This is a genomic window from uncultured Sphaerochaeta sp. (assembly GCF_963676625.2).
In the GTDB taxonomy this organism is placed as follows: domain Bacteria; phylum Spirochaetota; class Spirochaetia; order Sphaerochaetales; family Sphaerochaetaceae; genus Sphaerochaeta.
The window spans coordinates 115,038-133,411 of sequence record NZ_CAXXYB010000002.1 but is presented as its reverse complement, the minus strand read 5'-3'; the positions used below and the strand labels follow the sequence as shown (position 1 = coordinate 133,411).

Sequence of the window (18,374 nt, the reverse complement as noted above, 5' to 3'; positions counted from 1 at the left end):
GTCCTAGGCTAATTCCCGTATTCGAGAGAAACCATTTGATGACAAGTAAAAGGAGGAACAGTAAAGGCAACACCTCCGGCAATTGGTTCAAAAGGTAGTTCCGTTCCTTGGGGAACAAGAAAGACTTTCTGGATTGAACTGGGCAGTTGCAGTTTTACCGGCATAGCAGGAACTTCCATAAAATCCTCCACTACTTCCATATTCGCACCATGTTTTACAAGGGAACCATTGATAACGTGGAAAACAAATCTCTTTTCCTTCTCTTGGTGCATCAGTGAAAGCTCAACCTGTGCAGGATAGGCACTGACAACATACCGAGACGGCAGCAAGAGATCTATCAAGTGGAAAGCAACATATTTTGCTGCCAAGTTTGCTTTTTGGGCATATTCGGCAAACAAGCTCCAGGCACAATAGATGCCATTCTCATGTTTCACGATTCCTGCCGCTCCATCTTCAAGGGAACTGGCAGTATGATAATGGGAAGAAAAATGTTCCAGGCTTCTCTTGAAGAAAGGCTCTTGCACCGAGGCAAGCTTTATCGTATCGGAATTTGCAAGAATGGATTGGCACCCAAGATACATGACATAGGAATCACTCAGCAAGGGATCCAAGGAAAAGTCAGGATGAATATAGTTGGGAAGAAGTTGGTCTTGGCCCATCCAGATCACCCCTAAATCCAGTTTGGCTCCACCTTCAAAACCGATTGCACTGATACCTGTGGCCAAGACCTTGCCCCCCTGTGCAACGAAGGCTTGCAATTTCTTTTCCAGATCATGATTGCCTTTGATACGATCAGGAAGGATGATCAACGTATAATGGGTAAAATCTGCCTGGGATCCGATTACATCAAAAAGGTAATGCCCTTCCTCCAGTATCCTCACCGCCCCAATATCGGAACTTCCTTGCAACAAGGAATCACCGGCTCCCTTGATTACGTAATCGCCCGTCGATTCAGTGGAAAGTATACCTATCTCGGAGATTGGTTGCACCTCGACACACCAAGGTTGGGCAAGTTCAACTTCCCGGTACACTTGACCGATCATACGATAGAGTCCCAAATCGAGTTTCCCGAAAGGATGCATCTGGTCTCCTATGGAACACCCGGCGCCATTGGCCAGAAATCGTGCGGTTTCATACCGCAACCCATTAGGATGCTTGTATCCACCGAAATCGCCCCAACCATACTGAAAGCGGCCGGTCATACCCAAAAAGGGAATTCCCAGCGGTTGTACAAATCGGGAAGACAACAAGAAATGGTCGTATCCCCAACCTCCGGTTGGCAAGGACTCCAATTCCAAATGGGAATTGACCTTCATCAGATCGGATCTTCCCCTGTTCACATGTCCGCTATTATGAAATATCTCGATACCTGGCTGTACCCTATCGACGACTTCCTTGATCCTTCGTACATATTCTGTATAGGTCTTTTTCCAGATTATCCCCATTTGTTTCTTGTCACGTGGATCAAGACCCTGTGCATAGGCCTCCTGCATGCAATGCGAGCAATAGCATTCACGTTCCCCGACAATATCCAGGAAAAGACCATCCACCGTATAATTCGAGAGGACATCCGCAACCTGTTGGCATACTATATCCAGATAGGGCGTATTCAAGCAAAATTGGTGGTATCCGGGCGAAAGGAAATCAGAGGTCGTATCGAGACTCTGGTCAGCATTTCGCATCAAATAATCACTATGCAACAAGGCAATTTTCTCATCATACCCTACAGAGACATAGGCTTCGACGGTCAGCCCCATCTCCTTGGCAGCAGCTACCATATCCCCAAACAAATCGAACCTGAGGTGAGGATGCATCTCGAAAGCCATGGAAGGATAGTACATCCAACCATGATGGCATTTTGCACAGAGTGTTATTGAGTCGACACAACCATCTTCCAAGGCTTGTTGAAATTCTTGTTTCGAATAATCTTTTCCAATTCCATCAATCAAACCTGAAGTGTGGAAATCCAAATGAATGTGTCGGAAGGGTATTGTATACATTTTCTATTCCTATAAGCACAGGAAGAGGGGGCAGGCCCCCTCTTCTTGATTGCCTGAAGCGTACTTTAATTAGTTCTTGCCGTTCTGTCGATCGAAGGCTTTTTGGTTGATGGCAAGTATTCCATCCAAGTCCAATTTGCCTAATCCCTGGATATATTGATCCCAGTCAGAATCGACAGACCAGGAACCAGTTATGAACTTTACAAGGGATTGCCGTGCATAGTTTGCAAAAGCAACTTTCTTTGAGGCAAAAGCCGTCTCTTCGTCATCGAGGAACCTAAGGGTCGGAATTTCCAACTCAGGATGTACATAAGGAGTATATAATTCCTCGGACTTCTGATACAGCAAGGCCTCCAGCCCATCAGGACTATACAAATCGACATTGGGATCCACGGCCTGGCCATTACGAATCCTAGAGGTATTCTCACGAACACCAAGCATCACGAAACAATCATTCTGTGGATCCATATCGTTCCAAGGCTTGAGCAATTTGTATATGGCTTTCTTGCCATCCAAACCGACATCCCCGGATTTTGCCCAGTCCCAACCTTCGCCTTGAAATCCATAGTTGGACATCAAGGTCCCCTCATCGGAATAGAGGTAATCAACCAATCGGGCTACGACTTCCGGATATTTGCAGGTCTTGGAAATAACAACATTTCCGATCACCGGTTCCTGGGTGAAGTAACGTGCATATTGGGCTCCATTCGGTCCCTTGAGTGGGGCAAGCAAACGGAAATTCTTATAACGTTCACCACCAACTATTGAGAACATTCCACCATAACCACCAGCAACAACACCTACGATGGGATCTTTCGGTCCTTCGACAAGTTGCGTCAATTGATCTGAATTCTGGGTATAGGAAGCAGGATAGATCAAATTCTCTTTATACAATTTACTCATATAACGCAAGGAATCCCGATATTCCGGGGTATTTACCATTGTCTTGATGGTATCGCCATCACGATAGAATCCAACGGCACTTGAGGGACTTGCATCCAAGGAAGCAACCAAATTGGAATAGATGAAGGAATTGATCAAAAAGGTTTCGGGGTTGTTGTTCCAACCTGAAAGAGCTCCGGCATACGGAATCTCATCTTTCTTTCCATTACCATTGGGATCATCGTCCCTGAAAGCAACCAGCATCTTGTAAAATTCATCGGTAGTGGTAGGCATTTTCAACCCAAGCTTATCCAACCAAGGCTGGTAAACCCATACTTTCTGGGAAACAGTGCAATGATAGCACTCGTTGAAATCGGGAAGGCTGTAGATATTTCCGTCAGGAGATGTCAAGAACTGCTTGATACCAGGGCGTTCGTCAAGCAATTTGGAAAGATTAGGCATGTATTTGTCAATAAGATCGTTGAGGGGAAGGAACATACCTTCCTGTACCCCATACGTCATTTCCTGGGAAGCACCGATGCCTTGTTCCTGACGACCAAGACCGAAAAAGACATCAGGGTAATCACCGGAAGCAAGAATGATGTTGAGTTTTTCCTTGACAGCATCGCGGGGAATGGTTTCCCATTTGATATTCACCCCAGTCTTTTCATCCAAGTATTTCGCAAACCTGTTGGTCGAGAAATCCTCGATATACACCGGTTGCATTGTCAAAAAAGACAAGGATACTGGAGTATTCACTACAGGATACGTCCCTACGGGCGTAACGGTAACAGCAGTTTTTTTCGTTGCTGATTCCGAATTTCCTTGTGCCCATAGACTCAATGGTCCAAGAACCAGAAAACATGCAAGACAAACAACAACTTTTCTCAATCTGTTCATACAGTTCCTCCAAACTTGATTTCAAGGATAAACATCGTTACCCCTTGATAGACCCGAGCATCACTCCCTTTACAAAATACTTTTGGACAAAGGGATATATCATTAACAACGGAGCCGACGAGATGATGATAAGCGCATACTTCATTACATCGGCCATTCCTTGCCGCCTGGCCATGGCAACCAGATCACCACCCATGGAAAGATCCATCTGGTTACTGATCAATATGTTGCGAAGTATGATTTGCAAGGGAAACTTGCTACTTGTCTTTAAATAAATCAAGGCATCAAAATAGGAATTCCAGATGCCAATGGCATAGTAAAGTGCAATGACCGCGATTATTGCCTGGGAAAGAGGTAGTACCACTGACCAAAGAATGCGCATGTCACTTGCTCCTTCCAGCTCAGCTGCCTCAAACAACTCCTCGGACAAGGAAGTCTTGAAGAAGGTCAACGTAACCATCAGGTTCCAGACACTCAAGGCATTGGGAAGGACAATGGCCCAACGGGTATCGATCATATGCATGCTACGTACCACAAAGTAGGTAGGAATGAGACCACCGGAAAAGAGCATGGTGAAAACAAACATACCCGTGAAGAACTTTCTTCCAACAAGTATTTTCCGTGAAATAGGATAAGCAGCGGCAATAGTCAAAAAGACGCTGATTGCGGTTCCCCCGGCTGTATAGAGAATTGAATTCATATACCCTGAAAGTACTTGTTTATTACGAAAAACAGCAAAATAGGCTTGTAGGTTCGGCTCCACGGGGAATAACCAGACACGACCGGAAATAATGGCATTGGAGCTACTGAAAGAGCTGCTGATTATATACAGCACAGGGTAAATCACGATTATCGTACAAAGAAACATAAAGGTTTTATTGATGATATCGAACAACCTATCTGAAAAGGACACCTGCTTTACCATAAACTTGTCTCCCCTACTTTTTGTGCAATCTTGTTCACAGAGAGCATGAGCACAAGATTGATCACCGAATTGAAGAATCCCACTGCCGTAGAGAACCCAAAATCGCTGTTGATCAAACCAACACGATAGACATAGGTGGCAATGATCTCAGAGGTTTCCAAATTCATTGGGTTTTGCATGAGATACACTTTCTCAAACCCTACACTCATGATGTACCCCATATTGAGGATCAGCAGGATGATGATGGTTGGTCGTATTCCCGGAAGATCAATATGCCAGATCCTTTGCAATTTTGAGCAACCATCAACCTTGGCTGCATCGTACAGTTCAATATTGATTGCAGAGAGTGCGGCAAGATACATGATCGCGTTGTAACCCGTCTGTTGCCAGATTCCTGACCAGACATAGAGATGGCGAAATGCCGTAGGCGAACCGAAAACATTGGAACCGTCATACCCAAAGAGTTTCAAGAGTCTGGTAAGTATTCCGATGCGCGGATCGAACAGTTGCATCATCATCGATACAAGAACTACCGTGGAGATAAAATATGGTGCATAGGTAAAAAACTGCACAGTCTTGCGTGCATGACTACTGGATAATTCATTCATACCGATAGCCAGGAGGATAGCCAGTGGAAAAGAGGCGGCTATCGAGTAAATGCTGAGAATGATCGTATTGCCAATGATCATCCAAAAATTTGGCGATACAAAGAAGGTTTTGAAATGCTTCAAGCCAACCCAAGGGCTCCCCCACAGTCCCTTGCTTACCCGAAAGTCCTTCAACGCCATCTGGAGACCCAAGATCGGCAAGTATTTAAAGATGATCAAGTTCACCAAAGGAAAAAGCAACAAAAGGTACAATTGCCAATGCTGAATTATCAGTCGATTCTTTCTTCTTTGCAAATCAGTCACAGTATTCCTTCCTATATGTTGAAACGTTTCCACTTTTCTTATTAAACATTTTCCACTGAATCCGCAGTAAGCAAACGCGTTTTCAAAAGCATCTCCACAGGGTTTTCCCCTTTGTCCAGGGAATGCTCGATACGTTGGAGCAAGAGAAAAACTGCTTGTCGCCCTATCTGGACAATTGGTTGTTCAATGATAGTCAGGGGGGGACCAAGGACAGGAATGGCTCCGATGTTATCAAATCCCACGAAGGAGATATCCTTGGGGAATTCCAGATGGTGCTCTCGACAATATCGCAAGGCACCGATGGTCGTGTAGTAATTGGTGGTAAAAACCCCTGTTGGTTTGCAGGGCATATTCATGATCGCCTGCATTGCGTCATATCCATCAGCAATCTTGAAGTCCCCGTCAAACAGAAGCGAGCGATCATAACTCTGTCCAAAAGCAGAGAAGAATCCTTCGGCCCGCAATTGACCTGGACGATTGCACATCTGGGAAATGACAGCTATCCTTCGATGTCCGTGTTCATAAAAGTATTGTCCAGCTTGTTTTCCTGCATCGAAATCATCGCTTCTTATGGTATCGAAGGGTGAATTAGCAATGGAACTATTAATCATGACCAAAGGAATACCTACATGTCCGTAGGTCTCAGCTGTGGCCTTCTCGTTGACGGGAAATACAATCAGGCCATCGACATCCCGTCTGACCAGCAAACTGATCTTCTCTCGCTCCAGGTTATCGTCTCCCCGGGAATCACAAGTGATCGTGTTATAGCCATGCTCGTAGGCGAACTGTTCGATTGCCTGCACTAACATAGTAGAAAAAATATCAGTGAGATCAGGAATCAAAACTCCGAGGACATGGCTCTTGTTTGTCTTCAAACCCCTGGCCAGTTCGTTTCGTTCATATCCCAATTTTTTGATCGACTGAGCAATCTTTCGCTTGTTTTCCGCAGTTACAGGTTTATCGTTCAGGTAGCGGGAAATTGTTCCCACGCCTACTCCCGAATCCTTGGCTACATCCTTGATTGTTGGCAAAACAACCCTCCATAGTTGAAACGTTTCCAGTTCCTATTCAACTATCGTAGGGTACTTTTTTTCTACTGTCAATCAAAATTATAGCACTTGCTAAAACATTTTTGACCTGAAGTGCTCTCAAACCTTCTAGACTACAAGAAAAGATAAAAGACAAAAAAATTCCCCCTGTAACACCAGGGAGAAAAGAAAATTTTTTTCGATCAATGTCTGGTCGGGTTTCCCTTGTGGGTCACGGCCATTGTCTGGTCGATTGATTTAATGGAGTCTTCCAAATTCTTTGAGACCATGATTGAATAAAGAATATCAATGACAGCAAGCTGGTTTATGCGCGAAGTTGCTGCTCCCTGCCTATAAATACGCTCGGAGGCAGGCACCAGAAGTGCAATCTGGGCAAAGGACCTGATACTATTTATGGTATCCATGGTAAGGGTGATCACCGTTGCATTCCTGCTTCTGGCCAAACGGGCCACTTCAATCATGGTTTCATTTTCACCTGAATAGGAGACCACAAACGCAATATTGCCAGAATGCAAGGTTGAGGCGGCAGTAAGTTGCAAATCCGTATCGGAAGTATAGAAGACCGGCAGCCCCAGGCGAATGAGTTTTTGCATGAAATCATACGAGACGACTCCCGAGGCCCCTACCCCAAACAGAAAAGTGGAAGAGGCTTTGCCGATGAGATCGGCGGCAGCTTCCACAAAGGCAGGGTCCAAGGTGGTCTCCAAAGAGGCAAGGGAACGTTGGGTTCTGTCTATCACTCCATGAATGACCCTACCTGGTGAAGGCTCGGACTCCAATTCAAGGTCAGGGATATATCGTTCATCAGACTCCCTGAAAACATCCCGGGCCAGCCTGAGCTTGAAATTGTTGAAACTATCAAATCCATTACGCTTGCAAAACCGCACGACTGCTGCCTGGCTGGAATCACTTTGCTTCGCCAGTTCGCGAACATTGAAGTAAAGCGTTTTTTTGGGTTCCTTGAAAACATATTCTGCAACTTTACGCTCTGAATCCGACAATGTGCTTAAATGGGCATTTATCGCAACCAAAGCTCCATCGATAGGTATTGTATCGTCCATCTTTTTTCCTTACTGAGCATACTAAGTCCTTGAATGTAAATCCAGCTTTCCATTCTTATAGAACTGTACGATTTCTGCAATGGGGCTTTCCTTTTGTTTTTCAAGAAATTCAGCATCCTCACGACCAATATTGAGCAGGACCATAAGAATGGCAAGCTTTGGTTTCTGGCCTGAATCCTCAAAAGCCTTGGCAGCAATTTCAGGGGTACAGGAAGTGGCTTGTCTAATAAGTCTTTTCGAGCGTTCAACTAGTTTCTTGTTCACGGGAGTAAGATCAACCATTAGATTATGGTATACCTTACCCAACCGAATCATACTTGCAGTAGTTATCATATTCAAGACAAGTTTCTGGGCCGTACCTGCTTTCATCCGTGTCGAGCCAGTCAAGATCTCCGGGCCAACATCCAAATAAATCGCATGCTTGGCGCAGTCGAAAGTCTTTGAACCACTATTGCAACTGATGGCCGCCACAACAGATCCAAGTTGCTGGGCCTTGCGCATTGCGCCCAAAACATAGGGAGCCTGACCTGAAGCGGTGATACCAACCAGGACATCCTTGGAAGTAAACCCTATATTTTCAAGTGCAGCACAACCAGCCTCAGCATCATCCTCGGCATTCTCGATGGATCTGGTCAAGGCATCCAGCCCCCCGGCAATAAGTCCTTGGACCATCGTGGGTCGGACACCGAAGGTAGGGGGGCATTCCGAGGCATCGAGCACCCCGAGTCGGCCAGAGGTCCCAGCCCCGATATATATCAAACGTCCACCCTGCCTGAAAGCCTGGACAACATCCTCGACCAAGGCTGAGAGGGTATCGAGTTGTCGTTCCACGGCATAAGGAACAGTCTTGTCCTCATTGTTCATCAACCTGAGGATTTCATATATGGACATTTCATCTATATGCATTGAATTTTCATTGCATTGTTCTGTTGTAAACAGTTCCAACATATCTTGATTTATCGGTGTATCGATCATTCTTGATTCTCCATTCCATTCTTCGGCCCAGGGCCCTGCTGCAGAGAGGCATCGGGCTTTGGTTAATTCCATGGTATCATTGTGACCGGATAAAGTAAAGAAATAATATTTTAAGAATATAGTTGTTATTTGAAATATTGTGTCATATAATATTCATAATTATGCAGTCTACATACACTGAAAAAGATTTTATATTAGCCTATAGGGCAAAACAAAGTGATCATCGAGTCATAGGGCTCATGTCTGGCACTTCTTTAGATGGCGTGGATGCCGTATTGGTGAATATCAAGACAGATATACATGCCGAGATAGAGAATATTCAACTGGTAGAACATTATTATCTGCCTTACACAGATGCAATACGGGAAAAAGTTGCAAAGCTTTGCAGATTGGATAGTGCAAGGATTGATGATCTTGTCTATGTGCACTTTGGCCTTTCCGAATGGTACGCACAAGCTGTACTCTCTCTCATCAAGAAGGCAGGATGTTCCGCCGAAGAAATAGATGCAATCTGTATGCATGGGCAGACTGTTTGGCATGCTCCCATACCACAGGATTTTCCCGGCCCCTCAGGTCCAATTCCCGTCAAGGGAACACTGCAACTCGGGTCAAGCGCGGTAGTTCGGGAACGAACAGGAATTCCTGTTGTTTCCGATTTACGCTCGGCAGATATGGCAGCAGGGGGCGAAGGAGCCCCATTAGCCCCTTTTACTGATTTCCAGCTATTCGGGAGTCCAAACGAAGGGCGAATCATCCAAAACATCGGAGGGATCGGGAATGCCACGGTGCTTCCCATGAGAGTGGGAAAAGCCGGGGTATTTGCCTTTGACACTGGGCCAGGAAACATGGTCATGGATGCCGTGGTGGAAATCGGAACCAAGGGAATCCATCGATATGACCCTGAAGGAAGTATCGCTGAAAAGGGAACTGTAGCAGAAGAGTTGGTGACATTGCTCATGCAAGATGCATATTTTCAGAGGACACCGCCCAAGAGTACGGGACGAGAAGTATATGGCAAGAATTTTACCAAGGACTTTCTCACTCTTGCCAGTTCGAGGGGATTGTCCTTCGAAGACAGCGTGGCTACGGCGACTGCCTTCACCGCTGAATCCATAACGCGTTCCTATAAAGACTTCGTACTGCCTCATTTTTCCATTGCAAAAGTCCTGGTTTGTGGAGGGGGAGCCTTGAATCCTACCCTATTGCACATGATCCAGCAACGTTTACCTGAAGGCATCGAAGTGACCACGACAAATTCCTATGGAGTGCCTGACCAGGCTCGAGAAGCAATGGCCTTTGCCGTCATGGGGCATGAATCCCTGATGGGCAGGCCAGGCAATTTACCGGCTGTTACCGGGGCGAAGAGACCAGTTGTACTTGGTGTCGTAACCCTGTAGCGATTGATTTTACCTTTTCATCGAGATTCACAGGAGGAAAGAATGAAGAAAACCAGTATCTTGTTTCTAACAATTGTCATGCTGTTGCTCATGGCGATTCCGGGACTTTTTGCTGCTGGAAATGTTGAGACCGCTACAACCCAGCCAGCTGCCGAAAAAGTACTCACCATCGGGGTGGATCAAGAAGCTGTGGGATTGGATCCACACATTGTCACCGCTTTTTCTTCGCATCGCCGAATTGATTTATTGTACAATCGGTTGGTACGATTGGATGAAAATCTTGTAGTCGTACCGGATTTAGCCGAATCCTGGGAAATCCCCAACAATCTGACCTATATCTTCCATCTCAAAAAAGGTGTCAAGTTCCATAACGGTCGGGAAATGGTCGCAGATGACGTAAAGTATTCACTGGAACGCGTCATGGATTCCAAGACTGCTTCGCCTGGCAGATCCTATATTGCCTTGGTAACCTCAATTGAGGTTATTGATCCCTATACCGTCAAATTGACCCTTTCTGCCCCACTTGCCTCACTTCTGGATTCGTTGACTTCGAATAACCTTTCCATAGTGGCCAAGGAAGTGGTGGAGGCCAATGGCAATCTACAGAAAGTTGAAGCCGGCACGGGCCCCTTCATGTTGAAGGAATGGGTACCGGACAATTCCATGACCTTGGTAAAGAATCCTGATTATTTTGAACCTAATTCTCCTGCCGTTGACAAAGTGATCTTCCGGGTAATTCCAGAATCTGCATCACTTTTAGCTGGAATAAAGTCAGGGGACCTCGATATCGCCACCATCAATGATGGAGCTACGATTCGTCAGGCAATGGCAACCCCCCAGGTCACCGTCAAGAGCAAGCCCGGAATAAATGTGAGAACCTTTGGGTTCAATACTACCAGAAAGCCCTTTACCGATGAACGGGTACGCGAGGCAATGGCCCTTGCAATAGATCGCAAACAGATAGTCGCCATGGCTGAGTTTGGAATGGGAACCCCTACTGGCCCAATTCCCGTGGCGGCGACTGACTGGGCGCTTCCCCTGTCAGAACTTCCGTTCTCCTCACCAGATACTGCCAAGGCAAAGGCTTTGCTGACAGAAGCAGGCTATCCAAACGGGTTCTCCTTTAACATTGTCTGTTCGGCAACCTATGAAGGCGGACTGGCCGTGGCACAGGTCATCCAGAGCGAACTCAAGGAAATCGGCGTGACTGCCAATCTTGAAGTCGTGGAATGGGGCACCTATATCGATCGTTGGGTAAAACGTGATTTTGACTCAATGATTGAAATCAGGGGTGGTAGCGGTGAACCTGACCGATTCCTGTATCGTACGCTTTACAGCACGGGCGGAGTAAACAATTTCATGTTCAAGGATGCCGAAACCGACAGACTGCTTGACCTTGGAAGGTCCCAGACTGTCCCCGCAGAACGCAAGGCAACCTACAATGCGTTGCAGAAACTGCTTTGCGAGAAAGCTCCCTTGATCTTCCTTTATAGTCCGAATGAAAATCATGTAATCGGACCAAGAGTTGAAGGATTCAAGCAAGTCGGTAACGGAAGTCTCTATTACATTACGCATACGTCAGTAAAATAATGCATTGCTTCGATGTCTTCCCCTACGGGAAGACATCGATATTTTCCACGTTGGTTATATGTCCGGCAGATCCGGGCTCCTTCTGGGGTTTTGTTTTCGATTCTAATCGAGATGCATTTCCCTTGCAATCGTGAATTATCCAGTGACACCTAGTTTCCAAAATATACTTGTCGCTCAAAAATATAGAGGTGGATTGTGGGTAGATACGTTGTCAAACGACTTTTATCTCTTATTCCGGTATTGATCGGAGTTTCGCTCATTGTCTTTTTTCTGGTACGCATGATTCCCGGTACGGCATTGGAAATGTACATGGGGACGCAGGTCGAAGCGACGCCCCAGCAAATGGAAGAACTCAAACGTCTTTTCGGCGAGGATAAACCAGTACCGGTTCTGTATATTGAATGGATGGGCAATATCCTCAAGGGAGATTTTGGGTATTCTTTGAGAACGGGACGCCCTGTCATGCCCGATATCCTTTCCAGACTTCCCTTGAGCCTCGAATTGACACTATTTTCCTTGATCCTTGCCTTATTGATTGGCATACCGCTTGGCATTGCCTCTTCACTCCATCAAAATACCTTTGGGGATTTTCTAAGCAGGATTGCCGGATTGCTGGGACTATCCCTACCTCAGTTTTGGTTGGCAGCTTTGATGGTGATGGCCTTCTCGGGTTTTCGTGGTTGGATTCCCATGGGAAACTATGTAAGCTTTTTTGAATCCCCGATAAGAAACATCAAGATGCTGTTTCTTCCCTCCCTTGCCATCGGAATAGGATTTGCAGCCGTGGTCATGCGATATACCCGAAACAGCATGCTGGAAGTTCTCCAAATGGATTACATTCGAACTGCCAAAGCCAAGGGCCTCAAGAAGAAATCAGTCATTTATTATCATGCCCTCAAGAATGCAATCCTTCCCGTAATTACCGTAACGGGTTTCAATGCAGGATATCTATTGAGCGGAGCAATCGTAATAGAGGAAGTATTTGCCCTTCCCGGTATGGGGCGCCTCACTCTCTATGCCATCTATCAGCGGGATTATCCAATAATTCAGGCGGTGGTAATGCTCATTGCAACAATATTTGTGGTAGTCAATCTCATTACCGATATAGTGTATGCCCTGGCCGATCCTAGGATTCGCCTGGACAATGTTGCGAGGTAAACCATGACAACACCAAGATTATTTAAAAATGGCATAGCAGTGACAGGACTGGTTATCATTGTATTGTATGTTATTCTCATCATGATCTCTCTTTTTTGGCTGCCCTTTGATCCTTCCGAGATGAGCCCCGAGCACATGCTGGAAGCTCCTTCCTTTGCAACGGGACATCTTTTCGGAACCGACGAATTCGGGCGTGATGTATTGTCAAGAATAATGAAAGGTAGCTCCGTTTCCCTCATCATCAGCCTCTCGGCAACTGCCTTGGGAGCAGTAATAGGAATCTTCATGGGTATCTGGGCAGGTTTTTTGGGAGGACGTTGGGATAATGCCATCATGCGTTTTGCCGATATACTCTTTTCCTTCCCCTCGCTTCTTCTTGCAATCTTCATCATGGCCATACTGGGAGAAAATACTTTCAATGTGATAATCGCCATCGGGATAGTATATATTCCGCAATTCGCCAGAATCAGCAGGGGAGCTATCATTGCTCTCAAGTCAAATGAATTCATCAGGGCTGCACGCTCCAATGGCGCAGGGGATACCTATATCCTATTCAAACATCTGCTACCCAATAGCATCGCTCCCATAATAGTTCAGATATCACTTTCGTTATCGGTCGCAATTCTCTTGGAATCTGCCTTGAGTTTTCTGGGTCTGGGCGTACAACCTCCGGAACCTTCCTGGGGAAACATGCTCAGTAGTGCAAGAAAAGTCATGATGCTTGCACCTTGGACAGCAATTTATCCAGGGCTTGCAATAGTAATCCTGGTTCTGGGGTTCAACCTGCTTGGTGATGGACTTCGTGATATTCTGGACCCGCGTCTGCGGAATGTACGTTAGGAGAAGCACTATGAATAACGAAATTATACTCCAGGTACAAGGACTCATGACAGAATTCCATACCGAACGAGGTATAGTAAATGCAGTAAATGATGTCTCCTTTACCCTGCATAAGGGTGAAACCTTGGGCATCGTAGGGGAATCAGGGTGCGGAAAATCAGTAACGAATTTTTCAATCCTCAAGTTGGTGCAATATCCTCCCGGGAAAATCACGGCAGGCTCGGTACTGTATAAGGGAGAAAATCTCCTGGAGAAATCCGAAGAGGAAATCCGGACCGTCCGGGGTAAACATATCTCCATGATTTTTCAAGATCCCCTCACCTCCTTGAATCCGGTGATAAAAATATGGGTGCAAATCGCTGAAGCCCTCAGACTTCATCACGGCATGAACAAGCGGGAGGCCAAGGAAAAAGCCATTGAGCTGTTGAAACTTATTGGCATCCCCGATGCAGAGGAACGTGCCAACGACTACCCTCACCAATTCTCGGGGGGTATGCGCCAACGTGTCATGATAGCCATGGCCTTGTCCTGTGACCCCGATATCCTTATTGCCGATGAACCCACCACAGCCTTGGATGTCACCATCCAGGCGCAGATACTGGAACTGATCAAGGCCTTATCCAAGGAAAAGTCCACTTCAGTCATCATGATTACCCATGACCTGGGAGTGGTCGCCGATATGTGTGACGCAGTCTGTGTCATGTATGCCGGCCGAATTGTGGAAAGGGCAAGTATCGATGAACTGTTTTATGACCCTAAACACCCCTATACCATTGGCCTGCTGAACTCCATTCCCCGAATTGATCATACCCAGGGCCAAAGACTTCATACCATAGCGGGAGCTCCTCCCAATCTTATTGATATCCCCCAAGGATGTCCTTTCTCTCCAAGATGCGAGCAGGCCATGGATATTTGCACCAAGAAGAGTCCTCCAGAATGCATGGTAGGGGATAATGAGTTCAGGACCGTTGCTTGCTGGCTCCATGCAAAGGAACAAAATGATGGAAAATAACGATATACTCTTGGATGTCCGCAACTTGAAAGTTCATTTCCCCATAGAAAAAGGAATACTTTTCAAACGAAAAGTCGGAGCGATCCGAGCCGTCGATGATGTAAGCTTTACGGTTCGCAGAGGAGAAGCCCTAGGGGTTGTCGGAGAATCCGGGTGCGGAAAATCCACCACGGCCATGGCTATTGCCCAACTCCAACCGATAACCGCCGGCCAGATTTTTTTCGAAGGCAAGGACCTTGCTGCAATGACTCCTGAGGAATTGCGACGTGCTCGAATGAAATTCCAGATAGTCTTCCAGGACCCCTATTCTTCCTTGGATCCCAGGATGCGTGCAGGGGATTTGATTGCAGAACCCCTTCGTATCTATGCCCGTCGGGGTATCCTCAATCTAAGCAACCAGGAGATCAAGAAAAAAACCGCTATCCTGATGGATCGATGCGGCCTGTCCTCTTCCTTTGCTGACCGCTATCCGCACGAGTTTTCCGGCGGCCAACGCCAACGCATAGGTATTGCCCGGGCACTCTCCCTTGACCCCAAGCTCATACTGGCCGATGAACCTGTTTCAGCCCTTGATGTTTCCATCCAGTCCCAGATTCTAAATCTCCTGAAGGATTTGCAACAGGAATTTGATCTGACGTTTCTCTTCATCGCCCATGATCTGGCGGTAATCGAATACTTCTGTTCCAGGGTGGCTGTCATGTATCTGGGGCATATTGTTGAAACTGCTGATGCCTTGACCCTGTACAAGGAACCTTTACATCCCTATACCCGAGCATTGCTTTCCGCTGTGCCCTTGCCAGATCCACGCATTGCACGAAAAAAACAGAGAATCATTCTCAAAGGTGATGTTCCTTCCCCATCCCAGATACGACCGGGATGTCCTTTCATGGATCGTTGCCCACAAGTAATGGACCGGTGCAAAAGAGAAGCACCTCGTCTGTCCCTCACTGGTGAAGGCCATGAAGTAGCTTGTTTTCTCTATGATTCACCTAGCACCTCTGCTATGTGATAGTTCAGAATTTGATCATAAAAATGGAGAACATGATTCATAATGATAGAAATTAAGGTATTTTCACTTCACCTGGCACTCAAGACTCCTTTCAGAATTGCACATGGTACCTATACCTATAGAGAGAATGTCTTTATCCAATTGCGAAAAGATGATTGGTATGGATATGGTGAAGCCCCGATAGTACCCTATTACGGGTTGACTGCCGAAATGGTCATGGCCGATATCAAGAATACGATCCTGCAGGACAACTCTTTTTCCCTTGAGCCAGGAAAGGAAGGACAACCCCTGCATTTTGCATATCCCGTAAGTTGCTGTGCCTATCAAAGTGCATTGATCAACTTGCAAAGAGCACTTGCAGGACAACTGGGTGAAAACCAGTCAGGGCTGGAAATTCCCCAGACTTCCTTCACCCTTGCCTACGATGACAATATTGAAAACATGATCCAACTGGCAAAAACCTGCGGATTCCGTCGGTTGAAAATAAAAGCCGGTATCCCGGGAGACGTGGAAAGGATAGCCAGGATCAAGGAGGCCGTACCGGATTCCTTGTTGCGGATTGACGCCAATCAAGGCTGGTCGTTTGAACAGGCGCCTGCAAAGATTGCAGAGCTGGAACGAATCGGTGTGGAATTTATAGAAGAACCCATTGAAGGAACTCCCTCTGAAGTAAACTATCTGGCCCAAAACACATCCGTTCCGATAGTGCTGGATGAAAGCATAAAAGATATGGCCCATCTAAAGTCTTTTATCGCAGGAGCTCCCCAAGTATCAGGAATTGTCGTGAAGATTGCCAAATCTGGAGGACCAGAGCCAACGCTTGCCCTTATAGAAACAGCCAAGGCAGCCGGTTGGAATATAATGTTGAGTTGCATGGTAGAATCAAGCATTGGGATAATTTCGGCTTTGTCACTGGCGCCCTTGTGTACCTGGATCGATTTGGATGCTCCCTTGTTGTTGGCCGAGGAACCTTTTGGAGGCCTTGACTATCTTGATGAAAGACCCTGCTTCAGGCCAAGTGAATTCATTCCCTCTGACAAGGTAAAAGCCTATTTGGATACTATAGTCCCAATACTGAGGAGAGAAGAGAAATGAGCATTATCATTCAGGTCATGAAACCTTCACAAGCTGCTTTTTGTGCTTCCTTTGCCTGTTCTGCCCCTATAGGAATCCGCTATGGGCTCAATGAAACCAAACTGGCAAAACAACTGCAAGAGGCATTACAACAGAAAGATGACATTGTCCTTGTCGCTGAACAAGAAGGCATACCGGTAGGTTTTGCCTGGATAAAACCAAGGGGAGCTTTTTCCATTGCTCCGTATCTCAAGCTGATAGCAGTAACTGATACAAGCAGAAGCAACGGAATCGGAGCCAAGCTCCTGCAGGAATTCGAAGACCATACTTTTTCAGTGGGAAAGGATTATTGCCTCTTAGTCTCAGATTTCAATGAACAGGCAATCGCCTTTTATGAGCACCATGGCTATAAACAAGCTGGTTGTCTTCCAGATTTTGCCATCAAGGGCGTAGCGGAAATACTAATGGTAAAAAAACGCAAAGATGAAAAAGAGTCTGCCAAGAATTCTTTTCGATAAGGAACAAGCCTTGGAACAGTTTGACACAGTCACTCAAAATGCAATGCAGGACAACCTTTTCAGAGGTTCAGTCCTCAGGGTGGAGCGTTTTGGCAAGCTACAGTTTGAAAAAGCATGGGGAGATGCACTCTATGACGGTCAAGATCGCATTCCCATGAAAACGAATTACCTGTTTGACCTTGCTTCTCTGTCTAAATTATTTACGACAAATGCAATATTGCGCCTCATCACGCTCAAAAAATTGCAGGAGCATACCCTGATTCTTGACCTACTTCCCTATAAAGACCCTCGTCTCCTCAACGCTTTGAACAAGATTGATATCTCGTCCCTGTTGGACCATTCCTCTGGAATCCATTATTGGTATCCCTTCTATACCCGACAGGGCGAATCCTTTGAGTCCATCTTATCATCAGTGGTCGAAAAGCATCCACTCGAGAAACGAGTAATCTATTCAGATTTGAACTTCATGCTCCTGGGGCTTATCGTGGAACAGGTCACTGGCAAGCTTTTAGCCGAAGCCATGACCGATTTGGTATTCTCTCCGCTTGGCATGAAGAGCGCAACCTACCATCCAGATCCTTGCAGAACCGTTGCAACGGAATTTGGCAATCGCATCGAGAAACAAATGGTAACAAATCTCGGTCTTGAATTTGCATTCTGGAGAACGGAGACCGTTCCCTTCAGGGGAACAACCGATGATGGCAATTGCCATTATTTTTTCAAGGATGAAGCTGGGCACGCCGGAATATATGCCAATGCCAAAGAGGTCGCAAGCCTAGGCAAGGTATATAGCGGGCAAGAGACGGAATACCTTGATCCAGAGCTCAAGAAAATTGCCACGACCAATCGTGGCAATGACCGAGGGTATGGCTTCCAATTCGGAGAATTGTATCCTCAGGAAGGTTTTGGACATACAGGTTTTACCGGTACCTACCTCCATATCAATCCTGCTACAGGTTTAACCATAACCCTTTTAACCAATAGGTTGCATGTCGCCTGCCCTCAGAATATCAATCCCTTCCGACAGGAAATCTCGAAGCTTTGCCTTCAAACCTTTGCGTAAAGGCAACTAC

At 46.2% G+C, this 18,374-nt stretch carries 16 protein-coding genes; 9 read left to right on the top strand and 7 right to left on the bottom strand.

What is annotated here, in order from left to right:
- Positions 1 to 8 precede the first annotated feature (8 nt).
- The 7 genes from ACHZBG_RS02295 to murQ all read right to left on the bottom strand — a co-directional run bounded on the left by ACHZBG_RS02295 (position 9) and on the right by murQ (position 8,676).
- Complete coding sequence (locus ACHZBG_RS02295) at positions 9 to 2,000, bottom strand: beta-galactosidase trimerization domain-containing protein (protein WP_320127822.1); 1,992 nt, start codon at positions 1,998 to 2,000, stop codon at positions 9 to 11.
- Between the two features lie 69 nt (positions 2,001 to 2,069).
- Positions 2,070 to 3,782 carry an ABC transporter substrate-binding protein gene (locus tag ACHZBG_RS02290; RefSeq protein WP_320127821.1) on the bottom strand — a complete coding sequence of 571 codons (1,713 nt, stop codon included), beginning with the start codon at positions 3,780 to 3,782 and terminating at the stop codon, positions 2,070 to 2,072.
- 37 nt (positions 3,783 to 3,819) lie between these two features.
- Positions 3,820 to 4,707: a carbohydrate ABC transporter permease gene (locus ACHZBG_RS02285; protein ID WP_320127820.1), complete on the bottom strand. Its 888-nt coding sequence runs from the start codon at positions 4,705 to 4,707 to the stop codon at positions 3,820 to 3,822.
- A complete protein-coding gene (locus ACHZBG_RS02280; RefSeq protein WP_320127819.1) occupies positions 4,701 to 5,618 on the bottom strand; it encodes an ABC transporter permease subunit in 918 nt (305 codons plus the stop codon). Before ACHZBG_RS02280 ends, ACHZBG_RS02285 begins: the two co-directional genes overlap by 7 nt.
- A gap of 41 nt (positions 5,619 to 5,659) precedes the next feature.
- The gene (locus tag ACHZBG_RS02275; protein WP_320127818.1) at positions 5,660 to 6,649 is read right to left on the bottom strand and encodes a LacI family DNA-binding transcriptional regulator; all 990 of its coding nucleotides are present in this window, start codon (positions 6,647 to 6,649) and stop codon (positions 5,660 to 5,662) included.
- Between the two features lie 200 nt (positions 6,650 to 6,849).
- Positions 6,850 to 7,728: a MurR/RpiR family transcriptional regulator gene (locus ACHZBG_RS02270; RefSeq protein ID WP_320127817.1), complete on the bottom strand. Its 879-nt coding sequence runs from the start codon at positions 7,726 to 7,728 to the stop codon at positions 6,850 to 6,852.
- Between the two features lie 21 nt (positions 7,729 to 7,749).
- Positions 7,750 to 8,676 (bottom strand): N-acetylmuramic acid 6-phosphate etherase, encoded by a 927-nt coding sequence (gene murQ / locus ACHZBG_RS02265; RefSeq protein ID WP_320127915.1) that lies wholly within the window; start codon positions 8,674 to 8,676, stop codon positions 7,750 to 7,752.
- A gap of 188 nt (positions 8,677 to 8,864) precedes the next feature.
- Between murQ and ACHZBG_RS02260 the strand changes: the two genes are divergently transcribed.
- From ACHZBG_RS02260 to ACHZBG_RS02220, 9 genes are all read left to right on the top strand, one after another.
- Entirely contained in the window at positions 8,865 to 10,100 is a 1,236-nt protein-coding gene (locus tag ACHZBG_RS02260) for an anhydro-N-acetylmuramic acid kinase (RefSeq protein ID WP_320127816.1), read from the top strand.
- Positions 10,101 to 10,142: 42 nt separating this feature from the next.
- Complete coding sequence (locus tag ACHZBG_RS02255; RefSeq protein ID WP_320127815.1) at positions 10,143 to 11,690, top strand: ABC transporter substrate-binding protein; 1,548 nt, start codon at positions 10,143 to 10,145, stop codon at positions 11,688 to 11,690.
- A 195-nt stretch (positions 11,691 to 11,885) separates the two neighbouring features.
- Complete coding sequence (locus ACHZBG_RS02250; protein WP_320127814.1) at positions 11,886 to 12,848, top strand: ABC transporter permease; 963 nt, start codon at positions 11,886 to 11,888, stop codon at positions 12,846 to 12,848.
- 3 nt (positions 12,849 to 12,851) lie between these two features.
- Positions 12,852 to 13,688, top strand: coding sequence for an ABC transporter permease (locus ACHZBG_RS02245; RefSeq protein ID WP_320127813.1), 837 nt, complete (start codon positions 12,852 to 12,854; stop codon positions 13,686 to 13,688).
- Positions 13,689 to 13,698: 10 nt separating this feature from the next.
- Positions 13,699 to 14,700: an ABC transporter ATP-binding protein gene (locus ACHZBG_RS02240; protein ID WP_320127812.1), complete on the top strand. Its 1,002-nt coding sequence runs from the start codon at positions 13,699 to 13,701 to the stop codon at positions 14,698 to 14,700.
- The gene (locus ACHZBG_RS02235) at positions 14,687 to 15,709 is read left to right on the top strand and encodes an ABC transporter ATP-binding protein (RefSeq protein WP_394699305.1); all 1,023 of its coding nucleotides are present in this window, start codon (positions 14,687 to 14,689) and stop codon (positions 15,707 to 15,709) included. Before ACHZBG_RS02240 ends, ACHZBG_RS02235 begins: the two co-directional genes overlap by 14 nt.
- A 42-nt stretch (positions 15,710 to 15,751) precedes the next feature.
- Positions 15,752 to 16,804 carry an enolase C-terminal domain-like protein gene (locus ACHZBG_RS02230; protein WP_320127810.1) on the top strand — a complete coding sequence of 351 codons (1,053 nt, stop codon included), beginning with the start codon at positions 15,752 to 15,754 and terminating at the stop codon, positions 16,802 to 16,804.
- Entirely contained in the window at positions 16,801 to 17,301 is a 501-nt protein-coding gene (locus ACHZBG_RS02225; RefSeq protein ID WP_320127809.1) for a GNAT family N-acetyltransferase, read from the top strand. Before ACHZBG_RS02230 ends, ACHZBG_RS02225 begins: the two co-directional genes overlap by 4 nt.
- Complete coding sequence (locus tag ACHZBG_RS02220) at positions 17,267 to 18,364, top strand: serine hydrolase domain-containing protein (RefSeq protein ID WP_320127808.1); 1,098 nt, start codon at positions 17,267 to 17,269, stop codon at positions 18,362 to 18,364. Before ACHZBG_RS02225 ends, ACHZBG_RS02220 begins: the two co-directional genes overlap by 35 nt.
- Positions 18,365 to 18,374 lie beyond the last annotated feature (10 nt).